The organism is Lentzea sp. JNUCC 0626 (assembly GCF_043632865.1).
Taxonomy (GTDB): Bacteria; Actinomycetota; Actinomycetes; order Mycobacteriales; family Pseudonocardiaceae; genus Lentzea.
The window spans coordinates 7,987,371-8,005,489 of the sequence record NZ_CP171635.1 but is presented as its reverse complement, the minus strand read 5'-3'; the positions used below and the strand labels follow the sequence as shown (position 1 = coordinate 8,005,489).

The 18,119-nt window shown below is 69.6% G+C and carries 18 protein-coding genes; 2 read left to right on the top strand and 16 right to left on the bottom strand.

The genetic code is table 11. The features are described from left to right. Window positions 1-13 precede the first annotated feature (13 nt). The 5 genes from tsaE to glmS are packed head-to-tail and all read right to left on the bottom strand — an operon-like array spanning window position 14 to window position 5,989. Window positions 14-472 carry a tRNA (adenosine(37)-N6)-threonylcarbamoyltransferase complex ATPase subunit type 1 TsaE gene (gene tsaE, locus JNUCC0626_RS37235; protein WP_394615372.1) on the bottom strand — a complete coding sequence of 153 codons (459 nt, stop codon included), beginning with the start codon at window positions 470-472 and terminating at the stop codon, window positions 14-16. Continuing rightward, the gene (locus JNUCC0626_RS37230) at window positions 469-1,566 is read right to left on the bottom strand and encodes an alpha/beta fold hydrolase (protein WP_394615371.1); all 1,098 of its coding nucleotides are present in this window, start codon (window positions 1,564-1,566) and stop codon (window positions 469-471) included. Before JNUCC0626_RS37230 ends, tsaE begins: the two co-directional genes overlap by 4 nt. Beyond that, the gene (gene alr, locus JNUCC0626_RS37225) at window positions 1,563-2,648 is read right to left on the bottom strand and encodes an alanine racemase (protein ID WP_394615370.1); all 1,086 of its coding nucleotides are present in this window, start codon (window positions 2,646-2,648) and stop codon (window positions 1,563-1,565) included. Before alr ends, JNUCC0626_RS37230 begins: the two co-directional genes overlap by 4 nt. A gap of 50 nt (window positions 2,649-2,698) precedes the next feature. Continuing rightward, on the bottom strand, window positions 2,699-4,129 hold the full coding sequence (locus JNUCC0626_RS37220; RefSeq protein ID WP_394615369.1) for an NAD(P)H-hydrate dehydratase: 1,431 nt from the start codon (window positions 4,127-4,129) through the stop codon (window positions 2,699-2,701). Next, window positions 4,130-5,989, bottom strand: a complete 1,860-nt coding sequence (gene glmS, locus JNUCC0626_RS37215) for a glutamine--fructose-6-phosphate transaminase (isomerizing) (protein WP_394615368.1) — start codon at window positions 5,987-5,989, stop codon at window positions 4,130-4,132. 134 nt (window positions 5,990-6,123) lie between these two features. On the opposite strand from glmS, the gene JNUCC0626_RS37210 reads away from it, so the two are divergent. Further along, on the top strand, window positions 6,124-6,951 hold the full coding sequence (locus JNUCC0626_RS37210; protein WP_394615367.1) for a dienelactone hydrolase family protein: 828 nt from the start codon (window positions 6,124-6,126) through the stop codon (window positions 6,949-6,951). Between the two features lie 173 nt (window positions 6,952-7,124). Next, window positions 7,125-7,874 (top strand): hypothetical protein, encoded by a 750-nt coding sequence (locus JNUCC0626_RS37205; protein ID WP_394615366.1) that lies wholly within the window; start codon window positions 7,125-7,127, stop codon window positions 7,872-7,874. Window positions 7,875-7,923: 49 nt separating this feature from the next. Here JNUCC0626_RS37205 and JNUCC0626_RS37200 read toward each other — a convergent pair whose 3' ends face one another. From JNUCC0626_RS37200 to JNUCC0626_RS37150, 11 genes are all read right to left on the bottom strand, one after another. Next, window positions 7,924-8,415, bottom strand: coding sequence for a hypothetical protein (locus JNUCC0626_RS37200; RefSeq protein ID WP_394615365.1), 492 nt, complete (start codon window positions 8,413-8,415; stop codon window positions 7,924-7,926). Continuing rightward, the gene (locus JNUCC0626_RS37195; protein ID WP_394615364.1) at window positions 8,412-11,174 is read right to left on the bottom strand and encodes a WXG100 family type VII secretion target; all 2,763 of its coding nucleotides are present in this window, start codon (window positions 11,172-11,174) and stop codon (window positions 8,412-8,414) included. Before JNUCC0626_RS37195 ends, JNUCC0626_RS37200 begins: the two co-directional genes overlap by 4 nt. After that, window positions 11,175-11,471, bottom strand: coding sequence for a hypothetical protein (locus JNUCC0626_RS37190; protein WP_394615363.1), 297 nt, complete (start codon window positions 11,469-11,471; stop codon window positions 11,175-11,177). Between the two features lie 172 nt (window positions 11,472-11,643). Beyond that, window positions 11,644-11,964, bottom strand: a complete 321-nt coding sequence (locus tag JNUCC0626_RS37185; protein WP_394615362.1) for a hypothetical protein — start codon at window positions 11,962-11,964, stop codon at window positions 11,644-11,646. 277 nt (window positions 11,965-12,241) lie between these two features. Continuing rightward, window positions 12,242-13,576: a phosphoglucosamine mutase gene (glmM, locus tag JNUCC0626_RS37180; protein ID WP_394615361.1), complete on the bottom strand. Its 1,335-nt coding sequence runs from the start codon at window positions 13,574-13,576 to the stop codon at window positions 12,242-12,244. 200 nt (window positions 13,577-13,776) lie between these two features. Beyond that, window positions 13,777-14,346 (bottom strand): 30S ribosomal protein S9, encoded by a 570-nt coding sequence (gene rpsI, locus JNUCC0626_RS37175; RefSeq protein WP_394615360.1) that lies wholly within the window; start codon window positions 14,344-14,346, stop codon window positions 13,777-13,779. 26 nt (window positions 14,347-14,372) lie between these two features. Then, window positions 14,373-14,816 (bottom strand): 50S ribosomal protein L13, encoded by a 444-nt coding sequence (gene rplM, locus JNUCC0626_RS37170; RefSeq protein ID WP_189160352.1) that lies wholly within the window; start codon window positions 14,814-14,816, stop codon window positions 14,373-14,375. A gap of 262 nt (window positions 14,817-15,078) precedes the next feature. Further along, on the bottom strand, window positions 15,079-15,360 hold the full coding sequence (locus tag JNUCC0626_RS37165) for a WXG100 family type VII secretion target (RefSeq protein ID WP_394615359.1): 282 nt from the start codon (window positions 15,358-15,360) through the stop codon (window positions 15,079-15,081). Window positions 15,361-15,428: 68 nt separating this feature from the next. Next, the gene (locus JNUCC0626_RS37160) at window positions 15,429-15,737 is read right to left on the bottom strand and encodes a WXG100 family type VII secretion target (RefSeq protein ID WP_394615358.1); all 309 of its coding nucleotides are present in this window, start codon (window positions 15,735-15,737) and stop codon (window positions 15,429-15,431) included. A gap of 148 nt (window positions 15,738-15,885) precedes the next feature. Next, window positions 15,886-16,275 (bottom strand): hypothetical protein, encoded by a 390-nt coding sequence (locus tag JNUCC0626_RS37155; RefSeq protein WP_394615357.1) that lies wholly within the window; start codon window positions 16,273-16,275, stop codon window positions 15,886-15,888. Between the two features lie 17 nt (window positions 16,276-16,292). Then, entirely contained in the window at window positions 16,293-18,104 is a 1,812-nt protein-coding gene (locus tag JNUCC0626_RS37150) for a type VII secretion-associated protein (protein ID WP_394615356.1), read from the bottom strand. Window positions 18,105-18,119: the final 15 nt, after the last annotated feature.

The window sequence follows — 18,119 nt, the reverse complement described above, 5'->3', positions numbered from 1 at the left end:
GCGGCAGAGATCGTCACACAGGCAGGGGACGACCGGCCCACTCGCCGTGCGGGATGAGCTGAGCTGTGCGAACGTCGTCGATTCCGCGTTCGAGGCGGATCAGCAGATGATCATCGTTCAGGCGTTCGGCGACGCCCTCGCCCCACTCGACGGCGACCACGGCGTCGACCAGATCGGTGTCCAGGTCGAGGTCGTCGAGCTCGTCCAGGTGACCCCCGAGCCGGTACGCGTCGACGTGCACGAGCCGCACGGCGCGTCCCTCGGCCGGTTCGTGCACGCGCGCGACGACGAACGTCGGCGACGACACCCTGCCCTGCACTCCCATGCCGCGCGCGAGCCCGCGCACGAACGCCGTCTTGCCGGCGCCCAACGGCCCGGCGAGCAGCAGGAGGTCGCCCGCCTGCACGAGTTCACCCAGCTTGCGGCCGAACTCCTCGGTGTCCTCCACCAACGGCAGTTCGACGGTCTTCACGCTCGGCGCCACCACTTCTTCCGACTCTCTCCGCGATCGGTCGCGCACCGTTCGACCAGCGCGACCAGGTGGTCGTTGACGAGATCAGCCTGCTCCATCATCACCATGTGCCCGGCACCGGGGGCCCGGACGAGGGTGGCGTGCGGCATCTCCTCGGCCATCCGCTCGGCGTGCGAGAACGGCGTCAGCTTGTCCGCGTCGCCGCTCAGGATCAGCACCTCGCAGTGCCGCAGGCCCGCGAGGGCCTTGTAGCGGTCGTGCGTGCCGAGGGTCTCCAGGAACTCGGTGAGCACCTTCACCGTCGTCCCGTTGATCATCTGCTCCATCAGGTCCACAAGGGACGGAGCCACCTTGCGGTCACCGAACGCCCCCATGCGGATACCGCTCCACGTAAGGCTTTTGGCGCTCTTGCGCACCCACTCGACCAGCCCGGGTTGCACGCCCGCGAGCCGCCCGACGCCCAACGTCACCGGGTTGTACCGCGACAGCACGGACTTCGGCAGCCCGGCACCACCCACGGCCCCGGCGGCCGTGCCGATCAACGCGACGCCGCGCACCCGTTCCTCGAACAGCTCGGGGTGCTTCTCGGCCAACGCCATGATCGTCATGCCGCCCATGGAGTGCCCGACGAGCACCAGCGGCCCCTCCGGCACCACGCTGCGGATCACCGAGTCGAGGTCCAGCGCCAACTGCTCGATCGTGCTGTTCTCAGGCGTCGACCGCCCGGACCGCCCGTGACTGCGCTGGTCGTACAGGACCTGGTGCACGCGCGGGTCGATCAGCTCGGCGAGGTCGCGCCGCTGGAAGTGCCAGCACCGCCGGTCCAACGCGAACCCGTGCACCAGCACGACGGTGATGTCCGGCTCGCCACCGTCCGCGGGATCGACCTCCTCGACGGAGATCGGCACGCCGTCCTCGGCGGCCACCGTCGACTCGCGATCGGGCCTGAGCTGACCGAGCGGCTCGTCCGCGAGGCTGTCCGACGCGGTCTTGCGCTCGTGCGAGACCTTCGCGGTCTGCGCCACCGCAGCACCCGCCACGACGGCACCGACGGCGCCACCGACCCACCCGACGACCTTCCACACCGGCTTCACGTGTAGATCCTCCGCACCCGCGGCCGGTACATCCCGCAGACGATCTCGTAGTCGATCGTCCCGGTCAGCTCGGCCCACTCCGTCGCCGTCGGTTCGCCCCGGCTCCCGTCTCCGAACAGGACGACCTCCGCACCCTCCGGCACCTCGTCGTCCTCGCAGTTCACGACGATCTGGTCCATGCAGACACGCCCGACCACCGGCCGGCGCTTCCCTTCGAGCAGCACTTCCATCCGTCCGGAGAGCGCTCGCGGGACACCGTCCGCATACCCGGCCGGCACCAGCGCCAGCGTCGTGTCCTTCTGCGCGGTCCATGTCATCCCGTAGGAGACCGACTCGCCGGCGGGGATACGTTTCGTGAGCGCCACGTGCGACCGGTAGCTCATGACGGGCCTGAGGTCGTGCTCGGTCGGCACCGGGTTCAGCCCGTACATCGCGATGCCGGGCCGGACGATGTCGAAGTGCAGGTCGGGCCTGGTCAGCAGGGCCGCCGAGTTGGCGAGGTGCCGCTTCGGTTCCAGCCCGTGCGCCTTGGCGACCTCGTACGCGTCGTCGAACCGCTTGGCCTGCAGGTCGATCGACGGGTCGCCGATCTCGTCGGCGCTCGCGAGGTGCGACCAGATGGCCACGACCTCGTGCTTCTTGGCCTGCTCGATCAACTCGGGCCAGTCCTGCGGCTGGCAGCCGTTGCGACTGAGGCCGGTGTCGATCTTCAGGTGGAGTCTGGGGCGGGCGTCGGCCTCCTCGGCGGCCTGCTCGATGCGACGCAGGTCGGTCAGCGAGGACACGGCCATGTCGACGTCGGCGGCGAGACCGGCGGCCAGGTCCTCGTCCGGGGCGTCGAGCCACGCGAGGATCGGGGCCTGGATGCCCGCGGTCCTCAGCGCGAGGGCTTCCTGCGTGCTGCACGAACCGAGCCAGGTGGCCCCGGCTTCGAGGGCGGCGCGGGCGACCTGGACCGCGCCGTGGCCGTAGCCGTCGGCCTTGACCACGGCCATCGTCTCGGCGGACGGCGCAAGACCGGCGAGCAGGGCGACGTTGTGCCGCAGCGCGCCTAGGTCGACGACAACTTCTGAACGGGCCATAACCTGTTCATCGTGCCATGAGGACGCAGCTCAGGAGTGTGAGCGAGCGCTCACGCAGGGGTCCCCTCCAGGGGGTCCCCTGATTCAATTCTCCCAGACGGCACCGACAAGATCGTCCGGATCGCGTCCGGGATCGCCTCCATCAGCCCCGACGCCGGCAACGGCGCGCCGTTCGCCCCGAGTTCCGCGGCCAGCACGTGCGTGTACGCGGCGTACCCCGCCGCCAGGAACGGGTCCAGGCCGGACGCCAGCAGCGCGCCGATGATCCCCGACAGCACGTCGCCCGACCCGGCCGTCGCAGGCCAGGACGAGGTCGCCGAGTTCACCAGCGCCCGTCCGTCCGGCGCCGCCACCACGGTCCGGTGTCCCTTCAACAGCACCACGGCGTTGAACCGCTGAGCCGCTTTCCGGGCCGCCGCAACGCGATCCGAGCCCACCGGCCCGGCCAGCCGTTCGAACTCGCGGTCGTGCGGGGTGAGCACCAAAGCAGCGTCGGGATCTCGGGCGTCCCACAGCGACGGCTGAGAGGCCAGCAACGTGATCGCGTCCGCGTCGGCGATCACCGGGACCCCGGCGTCCAGCACGAACCGCAGCACCTCGGCCGACGACGACCCGGTTCCCATTCCCGGCCCGACCGCCCAGGCCTGGACCCGCCCGGCGTCGGTGATCGACCCGGTGCAGACCGCCTCCGGCCACCGCGCGCGGATGGCGTCGGCGGCGGGTCCGGCGTAGCGGACCATGCCGGAGGTCGCGAGCACGGCCGCGCCGGTGGAAAGCACTGCGGCGCCTGGATAAGCGGAACTTCCGGCCGCCACCCCGGTGACGCCCTGGGTGTACTTGTCGTCAGAAGGCCCTGGCACCGGCCAGCGAACATCAGAACGGTCCAGCAGCACGAAGTCCGGGTCGGACGGTCGCAGGCCGATGTCGACCAGATGCACCTCGCCGCAGTCCGCCAGGGCGTGCACGGGCTTGAGGCAGCCGAACGTGACGGTGGTGTGCGCGTGGACGTGCGGCCCGGAGATCTCACCGGTGTCCGGGTCGATGCCGGACGGCAGATCGACGGCCAGGATCGGGGCACTCACCGAAGCGACCAGGTCAGCGGCGGCCGGGCGCAACGGGCCGCGCGCGGAGAGGCCGACGATGCCGTCGATCACCAGGTCGGGAGAGCCCACCTCGGTGACGATCCGGCCGCCGACCCGGCGGAACGCCGCCAGGGCTTCGACGTGCGCCTTCTCCGGCGCCAACAGCACGGCGGACACGGAAACCCCGCGCCGGCGCAGGAAGTAACCGGCCCACAACGCGTCGCCGCCGTTGTTGCCCGCACCGACGAGCAACGTGACGCGGCGCCGTCCGCCCAAAAGCCTGAGGGCGTGGGTGGCCACACCGAACGCGGCCTTGCGCATCAACGAGCCTGGCGGGACGACCGCCATGAGCTCTTCTTCAGCGGCTTTGACGCGTTCGGTGTGCCAGACGCCTCTCACTCACTCGACGGTAACGGACTTCGCCAGGTTGCGAGGCTTGTCGACGTCGTAGCCGCGGGCCGACGCGATCTCGGCCGCGAGGATCTGCAGCGGCACCGTGGAGATGAGCGGCTGCAGCAGCGTCGGGACGGCCGGGATCTCGATCAGGTGGTCGGCGAACGGGCGGACCGTCTCGTCGCCCTCCTCGGCGATCACGATCGTGCGGGCGCCGCGGGCCTGGATCTCGCTGATGTTCGACACCAGCTTCGAGTGCAGGACGGCACGGCCCTTCGGCGACGGCATGACCACGACGACCGGCAGGTCCTGCTCGATCAGCGCGATCGGACCGTGCTTGAGCTCGCCCGCCGCGAAGCCCTCGGCGTGCATGTAGGCGAGTTCCTTGAGCTTCAGCGCGCCTTCCAGCGCCACCGGGTAGCCGACGTGGCGGCCGAGGAACAGCACCGCCTTCGAGTCGGCGAGTTCACGGCCGAGCGCACGGACCTGCTCGCTGGTGGCGAGCACCCGCTGCACCGCCTCGGGCATGGCCTCCAGCTCGTGGAACTCGCGGGCGACCTCGTCCGGGTACTTGGTGCCGCGCGCCTGCGCCAGGGCCAGGCCCACCAGGTAGTTCGCGGCGATCTGGGCGAGGAACGCCTTCGTCGACGCGACACCGATCTCCGGGCCGGCGTGCGTGTAGAGGACGGCGTCGGACTCGCGCGGGATCTGCGCGCCGTTGGTGTTGCAGACCGCCAGGACGCGCGCCTTCTGGGCACGGGCGTGGCGGACGGCCTCCAGCGTGTCCGCGGTCTCGCCGGACTGCGACACGGCGACGACGAGCGTGTCGCGGTCGAGCACCGGGTCGCGGTAGCGGAACTCGGAGGCGAGCTCGACCTCGACGGGCAGGCGCGTCCAGTGCTCGATCGCGTACTTCGCGACGAGACCCGAGTGGTAGGCAGAGCCACACGCGATGACGAAGACCTTGTCGACGTCGCGCAGGTCCTGATCGGACAGTCGCTGCTCGTCGAGGACGATCCGGCCGTTCGCGAAGTGGCCGCGCAGCGTGTTCGCCAGCGCCTCCGGCTGCTCCTCGATCTCCTTGAGCATGAAGTACTCGTGGCCGCCCTTCTCGGCGGCGCTGAGGTCCCAGTTGACCGTGAACGGCTTGGCCTCGGCGGGCTCGCCGGCGAAGTCGGTGACCTCGTAGCCGGAGCGGGTGAGCACGACCATCTGGTCCTGGCCCAGCTCGACGGCTTCCTTGGTGTGCGCGATGAACGCGGCCACGTCGCTCGCGACGAAGTACTCGTTGTCGCCGACACCGACGACCAGCGGCGAGTTGCGGCGCGCGGCGACGACCGTGTCCGGCTCGTCGGCGTGCGTGAAGACGAGCGTGAACGCGCCTTCGAGGCGGTTCACGACCTTGCGCACGCTGGCGATGAAGTCGCCCTTCGTGTCGCCCTCGGTGTAGGCGAACGACACGAGGTGCGCGACCGTCTCGGTGTCGGTGTCGGACGCCATCTCGACGCCGAGCCCTTCGAGTTCGGAGCGCAGCGCGAGGAAGTTCTCGATGATGCCGTTGTGCACCACGGCGACGCGGTTCGTCGTGTCGCGGTGCGGGTGCGAGTTCCTGTCGATCGGCGCGCCGTGCGTCGCCCACCGGGTGTGACCCATGCCGACGGTGCCCACGAAGTTCTCGCGGCCCACCTCGTCCAGCAGCGTCTCCAGGTTCTGCAACCGTCCGGCCTTGCGTTCGACGGCGAGGTCGTCGCCCGTCACGACCGCGACGCCCGCCGAGTCGTAACCCCGGTACTCGAGGCGCCTCAGCCCGTCCAGCACGACGTCGAGCGCCGACTGGTGACCCACGTATCCCACGATTCCGCACACGGAAAACAGACTAGCTAGACCACGCCGCTAACCCTAATGAGTGAGCGGCTGCTGTTTGTCCTGGTCAGCGCCACATGTGGTGTAGACCAATCTCGGGTGTGGTGTGCGCGACAGGATCGACTACGGTTCACCACATGGCTCGCCGCGTGATCACGCTGACCGCGAAACAGGCACTTGAGCAGCTCAGCAGGCCCGGCCCGCACCCCGTGCTGCGCGGCGACCTCGCCCTGGTGGGCCTGCCGGGCGTGATCTTCACCCCGAGCGCCGGCCTGGGCCTGCCCGCCGTCGCGCTCGGACACGGCTGGATGCAGCCCGTGCGCCGCTACCACGGCCTTTTGCGGCACCTGGCGTCCTGGGGCGTCGTCGCCGCGGCCCCCGCCGTGGAACGCGGTCCGCTGCTGTCCGCCAGGGTCCTCGCGGCCAACCTGCTGACCACTTTGGACGTCTGCACCGGCGTGCGCCTCGGCACCGGGGAGATCAGCGTCGACCCGGCCAAGCTCGCCCTGGCGGGCCACTCGATGGGCGGCGGCGCGGCGGTGCTCGCGGCCTCCGAGTCCGAGCGCGTCCGGGCCGTTGTGACTTTGGCCGCAACGGAGACGCACCCCTCGGCCCTCGACGCGGCCCGGTCCGTGCGCGCGCCCGGCCTGCACCTCGCAGCGGGCGAGGACCGCATCGCACCGCCCGTCGGCCATGCCGAGGCGATCGCGTCCGCGTGGGGCGGCCCGGTGCAGCTCCGCCTGCTGCCCAAGGCCTCGCACCTCGGGTTCACCGAGGGACGGCACTGGAGCGAGCTCATGCTCGACGGACGTGGCGAACGCGGCGCGCAGAAGCTCGGGCGGGCGTACGTGACGGCGTTCCTGCTGCGGGTGCTGACCGGCGAACGCACTTACGACGAGCTGCTGGACAGTGACGTCAAGAACGCCGAGCTGGTCTTCCAGCGGGAGGCGCTGCGTACGCGCTAGCGCGGCGTGAGCCGGCCTTTGCCCCGTGTTCGGCGTTCAGACGGTCGCATCGTGGTGCCGGCCCCGCGTCCCTGTACTGGTTGTACCGGGGCGCGGGGCCGGTGCCGCGAGGTGACCTGCTGAGCGTCGAACACGCGGTGAAGGCCGGCTCACGCTGCGCTAGGTTGCAGTGCGTGATGCCTAATCAGGGCTGGCAGCAGCAGCAATCGCAGCAGTTCCAGGGACCCGCACCCGCACCCGACAACAAGGGCCTGCGCATCGGTCTGGTCGTGGCCGTGGGCGTCCTCGCGCTCGCGTGCAGCGGCGGCGTGGTGATCAAGGCCGTCGACCGGATGCTGACGGGCTTCTCCAAGGGCGACTTCATGCGCATCGCGACGGGCGGAACGCTCGCCGTGGGCGCGCTGACGCTGGTCATCGGCGCGTTGATCGTCGCGATCGGGATGGCGGTCGGCCGGTACGTGATCGGCGCCGCGGCAGCGCTGTACCTGATCGCGTTCCTGCTGAGGTCGTTCGACGGGTCCTTCGACGGCGAGCTGCTCGCCGTGCTGGTCGGTGTGCTGATCGCGGCCGCGATCCCGTGGCTGCCGCCGATGGCCCCGCACTACGCCGCCTACGCCGCGAAGAAGAACGGGCAGCGGCCGCCGTACGGGCCTGGGCCCCAAGGCCAGTTCCCTCCAGGACAGTTCCCGCAGGGACCGCCCCAGCAGGGCTACGGACCGCCCCAGGGCCACCCGCAAGGACAGCCGCAGGGCTACCCGCAGGGACCGCCACAGGGCGCGCCTCAAGGCTGGCCGCAGGGACCTCCCCAGGGCCAGCCGCAGGGCTTCCCGCCTGGGCCGCCCCAAGGCCCGCCGCAGACCCCGCCTCCTGGCTACGGACCGCCGCAGGGCCAACAACCCGGTTACGGACCGCCGCCACAGTGATCCGACGAGAACGCCCCCAGGTCATCGAGACCTGGGGGCGTTCACCGTTTCAGGACAACCAGCTCTGGTTGCTCATGTCGTCGTCATCGTCCACGACGGGCCGCTGCGGGCGCCGCGCCGGACGGGCCGGGGGCGGAGGAGGCGGCGGCGGCGGAAGCGTCGGTGCCGCGCGCACGGGCGCTACCGGAACGACGGGCTCCGGGGTCGGCACGGGCGAGGACGGCGGCGCCCAGCCACCCGGACGGAAGCCCGGCATGTCGTCCTGCTCCGAGTCCTCCTCGGTGCCGAACGCGTACTCGCCGGTCTTCTTGTCCGTGGCCGCCTGGGTGCCCCAGCCACCGGCCGCCTTCTGGCGACCGGCCATCTCGTGCAGCCGCGCGCCGACCTTGGCCGCGTTGGCGAGGTTCTTCTCGTTCTTCTCCTTGGCCTCGGCCATGGCCTGGTCGACCTTGCGGCCTGCCAACTCGGCGCGCTCGGCGTGTTCGCGGTTCGTCGCTTCGAACCGCGCTTCCAAAGCCCTGACCTCGTCCTGGACGCTCACGGCCGAGATTCCTCCCCGTACACACCCGCCGCGGAGCGGTTGAGCGGGTTGTTGTTGTCTTCGTCGAACAGGGAACCGGTGGTGCGCCACTGGCTCGCACCCCGCTCGGTGTCACCGCCCTGCTGACCACCGGCACCGGCACCACCCATCATGCCGCCACCGCCCATCATCCCGCCGCCCATCATGCCGCCGGACTGGGCACCGGACGTCGGTTGGCCGTGCGCGTCCTGCATGGACGGCAGGTTCGCCGAACCGGCCTGGCCGGCCTCGGAGGCGTTCGTGCTGAACGCCCCGCCGTTGTCGCCCTGCGACGGCGTGCTCCAGGCGTTGTCCGGCGCCGACCCACCCAGCACCGACTCACCGGACGAACCGCCACCGCCGGTGAACGAGACACCGGACGTGGTCGTGCTGTCCGTCGCGGCCGTGGCGTGCGCGAACTGGGAACCCTGGTTCTCGCCGAGGCTCGGCATGATGCCGTTGTCCGCGATGTAGCTGCGGGCCATGGAGTCCTGGAACCGCTCGCCGATGTTCGGGGCCTCCTGCCCCGGCGGGCTCCAGACCTGCTCGCCCTGGGCGGGCATGGTCTGGAAACCGGCCTCTGCGGGCAACGTCTGCGCGGGCACGCCCTGGAACTCGCCCTGGGCCGGCATCGTCTGGAACTGGCCCTCGACGGCCTGCGGGAAGTCCTGGTCGCGCAGGTTCAGCGGCTCGTCGAGACGCAGATCCCCTGCCACCCCACCACTTCCGCCGCCACCGGCACCGCGATCGCCCGCCTGGTCCTCGTCGCCGAAGTCCACGCCGACGCGGTCGGGGGTGCCATCGCCGTTGTCCGCGGTCAGGCTGATCTCGCCGGTCTTGGCGTCGACCTCGGCGGTGAAGTTCACGCCGTCCTGCTCGATGTGGATCTTGCCGTCGGCACCCACCTCGACCGGGATCGGGTTCGTCTCCGACCCGAGCGGCCCCTCGGTGAGCGGCGCGCCACCGGCAAGAGCACCTCCCGCGACGGCACCGCCCGCGGGAGCGACACCGGCCGCGCCCGCGACCGCCTGCGCGCCGGTGGGCGAGGTCCCGGCGAGCTGCCCGGCCATCGTGGTGATGGCCTGCGCGCCGTTCGGGCCCATGAGGGCCTTGGCAGCCTCGGGGTTCTTGCTGAAGTCGAGGTCGTAGGTCTTCGGCTCGCCCTTCGGCGTGTCGATCGTCATCTTCACGTGCCCGTTGGAATCGGGCTCGGTGACCTTGATCGTGTTGTCGCCGGCCTGAACCGTGACGGTGTCGAGGTTCTCCTCGCCCTTGCCGCCACCACCGCCGCCCTTGCCCTCGTCGGCGGGGTTGTCGGGCTTGCCGTCACCGTCGAGGTCGTCGATCTTGCCGTCGCCGTCGGTGTCGCCGGGGATGTCGGGCTTGCCGTCACCGTTCTTGTCGAGCGGGTTCTCCGGCTTGGGGATCTCCGGCATGCCGCCGCCACCGCCACCGCCGGAACCCGTTCCACCACCGCCGCTGCCGCTGCCGCCACCACCGGTGCCGCCACCGCCACCACCGCCGGTGCCGTCCTTGCCACCGCCGCCCTTGCCGTCGGTGCCCTGGGTCTGGCCGAGCACCTTGAACGGGTCCTCGTCGCGCTCGGCGAGGAACTTGTTCATGTTGGCCCAGTGCTCGTCGACGGCCTTCTTCGTGTTCTCACACGTGGTCTTGAAGGGGTCGAGGATGCCGCCGCGGAACGCGTCGCAGAAGATCTTGCACCACTCGACGGCCTGCCGGGCGGCGTAGTCCTTGGTCTCGTCGTTCAGGTCGCAGTTGTCGTCGCCGACCATGTCCGCCACGGACTGCTGCCCCGGCTGGGTCGGCAGGAACGACGCGATGGTCTGGATGTCCTCGTCGCTCGCGCCCCTGCCCTGCTTGGCGACGCGGATGATCACGTCGATCTCGGCGGGCGTGCGCTCGCAGATGCGTTCCTTGTAGTTGTCCAGCAACCACCCGGTCTTCACCCGGACCGCCTCGGCGACCTTCGAGCACGCCATGCCCACGGCCTGCTCGGACCCGGTCAGCGACTCCGTCACGACCCGGGCCTGCGCCTGGAACTTCCCGAAGAAGTCGCTCGACTTCTCCGAGGCCGGACCGGTCCAGTGGCTGTAGAGGCCGTTGAGGTCGGTCTGCATCTTGCTCAGGCCGTCGCTGATCGCGCTGCGGGCCGTCGCCCACTCCTGGATCTCGGCTTCGAGCTTGGAGAACAGGATGCCGCGCTGCTCGTTCCACATGTCGATGAGGCGCTGGTGCGTGAAGTCGCCGTTGCCCTTGCCCGCGACACCGCAGGCCTCCAGGTACTTCGGCACGAAGCGGTCGAACATCTTCAACGCGGCGTTGCCCTTGTCGATGATGTCGTCCGACTTCGCCACACCGGCGTTGTACTGACCGCCCCGGGACTGGTCGCGCAGCTGCTGCTTGCCGGCGTCGACGGCGGCCTTCTCGGCCGCGGTGTCGCCGTTCTTCTCCTTGTCCGCCTTGTCGGACGCGCGCGCGGCGTCGAGGGAGTCCTGGAAGTTGTCGTCCTCGTCGTCGGCCCAGGTGCGGTCCCAGTCACCGAGCGAGAACTTCTTGTCGTACTCCTCGACGACCTTGTTCGCCTCGTCCTCGCTGAGGCCGGGCATGTCCTCGTCCTCGGCGCGGTCGAAGTACCGCAGCGCGAGTTCCTTGCGCTCCTCGAACGGGATGTTCGGGTTGTCGAGGAGTGCCTTGACTTCCTGCCAGGTGGGCTGCTCCATTTACTTCGCCATCTTCTGTGCGTTGGCGGACTCGACCCATTCGTAGCCGCCCTTGCTCGCTTCGAGACGGGCAGCGAAATCCGCGCTCGCGGTCACGAAGCTCTGGGCGCACTTGGCGAGTTTCTGGATGCCGGTCTGGTAGCCGGTCAGGGCCGTGCCGTGGACCTTGCCGAAGTCCAGGCCCCCCATGTCGGTCTGGGCGATCTTGTCGCTGGTGGCCTTGGTGCCCTCACCGGCACCCTTGACCTTCCCCGCGACCGCGCCCATCTCCTCCGGGCTAGTACCGAAGCCGGCCACCCGAACTCCCCTCCGTGGCCTGTCGCCACACCCCGTAGAACGTCCGCCGATGTGAACCGGCATACCCCAGTCCGACGTAACAGCGTTGCATCCGGTTCCCATGTTTGCAGGCCACGGCCATCCTCGCGGGTGAACGGACGCGTCGCTTGCACTTGCTAACGCCGTGCGGAGATCACCACTGCGACCGGGGAGGAGGCTGCTGCCCAGGGGCCTGCGGAGGCCACTGCTGACCGGGGGCGGGCTGCTGCGGGTACTGACCCTGCGGCGGGTACTGGCCCTGCGGCGAGTACTGCTGATGGCCGCCAGGAGCCGGGTGACCCTGGACCGGCGGGACCTGGGGCGGGTACGGGTGCTGAGCCTCGGGTTTCCCGTACCCGGTCGGCGGCAGGTGCTTCCGGTTCTGCTTCTTCGCAACAACCACGATCACCACCACGATGGCCGCCACGACGAGCATGAACAGGAAGACCATCAACTGCACGGGCCCGATCCTCATCGCGGTCCACCGCCGTTCCGGGTGGACGGCTGACCGGGCGGAGAAGGCGGCGGCTGCTGCGGATACGGCTGCTGCGCGTACCCCTGCGGATGCGGCTGCTGCTGCGGATGGCCCTGCGGAGCGTGGCCTAGAGGCGGGAAACCCGGTGGTGGATGTGGGGGCTGAGCCTTGCGCTTCGTCGCGAGCACCACAGCGATGACGACCGCTACCGCACCTCCCAGCAGAACCAGGAGTACGAGCAACATCAGCACGGTCATTCTCCAGCCCCCGTCAGTCCTCAGTGCACCGAGGAAACCACACCCGCCAGGCGTTGCGCGGCCGACTCCGCCTGTTCGTGACTGGTGGCCTCGACCATCACCCGCACGAGGTGTTCGGTGCCGGACGGGCGCAGCAGCACGCGGCCGGTGTCGCCGAGCTCCGCCTCGACGGCGGCCACGGCCTCGCTGACCGACGTGGCCTTCGCCACGGCCGCCTTGTCGGAGACCTTCACGTTGATCAGGACCTGCGGCAGGCGGCGCATCACGGAGGCCAGGTCGGCGAGCGACTTGCCGGTCTCGGCCATGCGGGCCATCAGGCGCAGCGCGGTGAGCAGTCCGTCGCCGGTGGTGGCGTGGGCCGGGAGCACGACGTGGCCGGACTGCTCGCCCCCGAGCGAGTAGCCGCCGGCCTTGAGGTCCTGCAGCACGTAGCGGTCGCCGACGGCGGTGGTGCGCAGGTTGATCTTGGACTCGCGCATCGCGATGTGCAGGCCCAGGTTGCTCATGACCGTGGCGACGAGCGTGTCCTCGAACAGCTCACCGGCGTCGCGCATGGCGATCGCCAGGACGGCGAGGATCTGGTCGCCGTCGACCGGGTTGCCCTGGGCGTCCACGGCGAGGCAGCGGTCGGCGTCACCGTCGTGCGCGATGCCGAGGTCGGCACCGTGCTCGCGGACGGCGGCGGCCACCACGTCGATGTGAGTCGAACCACAGCCGTCGTTGATGTTCAGGCCGTCCGGGTTCGCGTTGATCGCGATCACCTCGGCCCCGGCGCGGCGGTACGCGTCCGGTGCGGCCACCGACGCGGCACCGTTCGCGCAGTCCACCACGACCTTGAGGCCGTCGAGGCGGTGCGGCGTGACCTTGAGCAGGTGCTCGACGTACTGGGTCTCGGCGTCGGGAACGTCACGCACCCGGCCGATCGCGGCACCGGTGGGGCGGTCGAAGCCCTGGCCCATGTGCTGCTCGATCTCGTCCTCGACCTCGTCGGGCAGCTTGTGGCCGCCGGCGGCGAAGAGCTTGATCCCGTTGTCCGGCATCGCGTTGTGCGAGGCGGAGATCATCACGCCGATGTCGGCGCCGAGAGCGGCGACCAGGTACGCGACGGCCGGCGTGGGCAGAGCGCCAACGCGCAGCACGTCCGCACCGGCCGAGGTGAGGCCCGCGGTGACGGCGGCGTCGAGCATCTCGCTGCTCGCCCTGGGGTCGCGGCCGACGACGGCGACGGGACGGTGGGAGCGGTCGTGCTCGGCGAGCACCCGTGCCGCGGCGGCGGCGAGAGACATCGCGAGCTCGGGGGTGAGAGCTGCGTTGGCGAGACCGCGTACTCCGTCTGTGCCGAACAGGCGGGCCATGGAACCTCCGATGTGGACACTGCGAGGCGGCGGGGACACACCCGGAAAACCCGGAAAACACTGCGGGAGCAGCAGTTCGGAGTGAACTGCTGCTCCCGCAGGTACAGCTGATGAAGCTCGGGGTGCGGGGTGTCCCCGCAGTCACCGCGGAAGAGCCGTGGTCTGACGAACGCAGACACAGCTCGCCCCGCGATGGAGCATCAGCGCTTGGAGTACTGAGGCGCCTTGCGGGCCTTCTTCAGACCGTACTTCTTGCGCTCCTTGACCCGCGGGTCACGGGTGAGGAAGCCGGCCTTCTTGAGGACCGGGCGGTCCTCGGAGTCGACGGCGATCAGCGCACGCGCGATGGCGAGACGCAGCGCACCGGCCTGGCCGGTGATGCCGCCGCCACGCAGGTTCGCGATGACGTCGAACGTCTCGGGCTTCTCCGTGGTGACGAGCGGCTCACGGATGAGCTGCTGGTGCACCTTGTTCGGGAAGTACGCCTCAAGGGTCTTGCCGTTGAGGGTGAACTTGCCGGTGCCGGGCACGAGGCGGACGCGGACGACGGCCTCCTTGCGGCGACCGACGGTCTGCGCGAGGTGCGCAGCGCCGTTCAGCGCGGGAGCGACAGCCACCGGCGCGGAGGTCTCCTCGACCTCGGCGTCAGCCTCTGCGACCTCGGCCTCAGCGGCCTCGGCCTCAGGAGCCTCGACGACCTCGGCCTCGACAACCTCAGCCTCGACCTCGGGGGTCTCGACCTCAGGGGTCTCGTTCTCAGGGGTGGTCACAGGAACTTCCTCGGTGTACTCGTCGCTCACTGGGCGATCTTCTTGATTTCGAAGGCCTGGGGCTGCTGCGCCTCGTGCGGGTGGCTCGGGCCTGCGTAGACCTTGAGCTTGTTCGCGATCTGGCGGCCAAGGCGGTTCTTGGGCAGCATGCCCTTGATCGCCTTCTCCACCAGGCGGTCCGGACGGGTGTCCAGGACCTCGCCGAACGACTGCTTGCGCAGACCACCGGGGAAACCGGAGTGGCGGTACTGGAACGCCTGGTCGCGCTTCGCGCCGGTCAGAGCGACCTTGTCAGCGTTGATGATGACAACGAAGTCACCAGTGTCAACGTGAGGCGCATAAGTCGGCTTGTGCTTGCCGCGCAGCAGCGTCGCGGCCTGGGTGGCGAGCCGGCCGAGCACCACGTCCTGGGCGTCGATCACGTGCCAGGTGCGGGTCACCTCACCGGGCTTCGGGCTGTACGTGCGCACGGATCTACCTCGTCGTCACTTGCGTCTGGGGTCACTTCGGCGGTTGCCCCAGACCGATCTTGGACTGGCCAAGCGGTGGTTCCGAGACAGGCGCGGCACACATGGGCGCCAGCTACCGCACAACAACGTAAGAAGATACCGGATGGGTGGTGTGGGGACCAAAACGGGTCCTCCAAAGCCCCTCACTCCGGACGTACGCGAGCCCCGGACCACGTGGTTCCGGGGCTCGCGAAGGGTCTAGCGGGCTTGCGTCAGTGCAGGCTTACCAGCGGCTGGCGTTCTGCTTCTCAGCCATCTCGTAGGCCTCGCCGGCCTGGCCGACGGCGGTACCGATGGCGGCGAGCACCTTCTGCAGGTCGGCAGCGGCGTCGTCCCACTTGCGCTGCGCGGCCTCGTACTGCTCACGGGCCTGACCCTGGTAGCCGGAAAGGGTCTTGGTGACGTCGGCCTTGAGGTCGGACAGCTGACCGTCGATCTGCGTGGCCGAGCTGTTGATCGTGCTGGACGCCTGTGCGATTTCGGCGAAGGTGACCTTCAGCGACATTTCATCTCCCCTAGAAGTCTTGGTAGTTCAAAGAAGTCGAGCGGTACTGCGGAGCCGAGAGGCCAGGATCAGCCGTTGAGGCGACCGGCGAGGCCACCGATGGAGGAGCGGTTGTCCTCTTCCTGACGGGCGTAGACGTCCGCGGAGCTCGCGATCGACTCGGCGATGGTGTTGAGGGCCTCGGAGAGCTTCCGGGCGTCCTCGTGGAAGCGGCCCATGAGGTTCACGAACGCCTGCTTGGCCTCGCCTTCCCAGGAGGCCGAGACGGTGTCGACGGCGTTCTGGACCTGGCGGAGCGTGCCCTGCGTCTGACCATCGACGTCGATGATCTTCTTGGCCAGGGCGTCGAGCTCGGCTGCGGTAACTTCCAATGCCATTGGGAGATGCCCCCTTCAGAGAACTTCAGGTCGTACTTCTTGGTTCGTACGCCTCTTCCGACGCAAGACCCTGCCATGCCGGTTCCGTCGTGTCGCGACTTCTTTGGAAGTAGTTGCGCTAGTAAACGGCTCCGGGTGAAACCAGGTCTCAGTAGAGGATTCGCGACTGCGAAAAGTCCTCGTCATCGTCACTCACACGGGGAAGCTGACCACTCGGACCGGCGACGGCGGCGGAACCCAGCGTGGCCGCCGTTTCCGTCTCAACTGGACGCGGCGCGGTCGTTTCGGACGCTTCCGGCACCTGTTCGACGACCAGACCGCGGTCGGTGCGGAACCCCGTGGCGGCCTCCCGGACGTCCGCCGGAGTGGCCTGGGCACCGGGCTCGCCCCTGCGTTCACGCGCCCGCACCGCGAGGTCACGCGTGCGTTCCCGCAGCTTGGCGTTGCGTTCACCGATCTCTCCCGACGCGCGGCGGGCGCGGGTGAGGGCCGTTCCGACCTCGGCGCGGAACCGGGCGAGGACCTCGGTGGCGGACATCTGCGACTCCCTGTGGATCACTTGATGACGAGTGAGCGGACGACCTGCTCGCAGGCGGTGCGGACCTGGCCCTGAGCAGTCTGGGACGCCTGACAGCCCACGCTCACCTGGTGCTCGCCGGAGAACTGGATGTACCACTCGACGGCCGTCTCCCCGACTGCTTCGCGATAGTGAACAACAGACTTGCCCGCGAATGTGGCGTTGTCGGCGAAGTCGGCAACGCCATCGCCTTTGTCCTTGCGTTGCTCATAGGTGTTCTTCAACTCGGTCAACGCGCGAACCCGATCCCGGTTGCTGTCGTAGTTGAGAGTTTGCTCCTGCACAGCAATACGCGCATCGGGCTGTTTGCTATTGGAATTCTCGCGCTCAATCGGTTGCAAAAGCACCTGCCGATCAACGGCGGCGCCACCGGTCTGCTCCCAGCCGTCCGGAAGGGTGAACCGGTAGTCGTAGACGGCTATCTCGTTGCCGGACTGACTGGGCGGAGCCGGGGTCTTGGGGTCGTCCTTCTGCTTGAACCAGAAGTAGCCGCCGACCCCGGCCGCGACGAGCACCACCACGACCCCGATCGCGACGAACAACCCGGCCCGGCTCTTCTTCGCGGGCGCCGGGTGCCCCGGCGGCGGCGGAAAGCCGGTCTGGAACTGCCCCGGCGGCGGCGTGATCCGGCGGGTGATCTTGCGGGTGGTCTCCTCGCCGACCCGGATGTTGTGAGTGACCTCACCCGAGGGCCCGGGCTGCTGGGCGACGCCACCGGTCCGTTCGGGATCGAGGCTCACGGCCCGCAACGCACCGCGGGCCACCACGGTCTCCGGCTGGTCGATGCTCGTCGGCACCACCCGCAACTGGTCGTGCACGAGACGCGCGACGAGCGGAATCCGGCTGGACCCACCCACCAGGAACACCCCGGCGAGCTGCTGTGGCGCGACCCCGGCGTCCCGAACGGCGGCCGCGGCGAGCGAGGCGGCCCGGCCGAGCGGCGCGGCGATCAACTGCTCGAGGTCCGACCGAGTCACGTGCGCGTCGGGAAACGGCGGCGGCATCGGCACGTCGGTGTAGGCGTGCCGGGACAACGTCTCCTTGGCCCCGCGCACGTCCTGGCGCAGCACTCGCCGCTTGCGCCGGTCGGCCATCTCCCGCCCCTCGACGAGCTGCCGCCACGCCTCCGGATCCTTGGCCGACACCAGCCCACCGACGTGCTCGAGCAACGCCTGGTCGACGTCGGCACCACCAAAACTGGGATCACCCTTGGCCGACAACACCCGGAAGCTCTTCCCGGCCCGAGCCACCACAGACGCGTCGACAGTGCCGCCACCCAGATCCAGCACGGCGAGCGCGGCCCCGTCCGGCACCGAATGGCTCGCCGAATGAAACACAGCGGCCGCCACCGGCTCGGGCACCAACACCAACTCGCGCCCGAGCCCGCGCGCAGCCTGCATCAGCACCCGAGTGCGCACGGTCCCCCAGTCAGCGGGGTGCGTGAGCACCAGCAAATCCACCGGCGCACCACCGGCAACCCGCCGAGCCTCCCCCACGGCCCGCGCCAACACAGCGCGAACAACGTCCACAACGGGCAACACGGTGCTGCCGAGCAGCAACTCCCCTTCATCAACCCGGCGCTTCGGATGGGGCTCGTACCGAGCAGGGTCCACAGCGGCCTGCCGCTCGGCCTCCTGCCCGACGAACAACGTCCCGTCGGCGGCCGCGAAGACAGCGGACGGCACGAGCGGCTGGCCGTCGAACACGACGACCTGCGGCTCCCGCCCGTGCGCGGAGATCGCAACGCAGGTGCTCGACGTGCCGAAGTCGACCGCGACGTGCAGGCTCATGCACCTTCCCCTCTT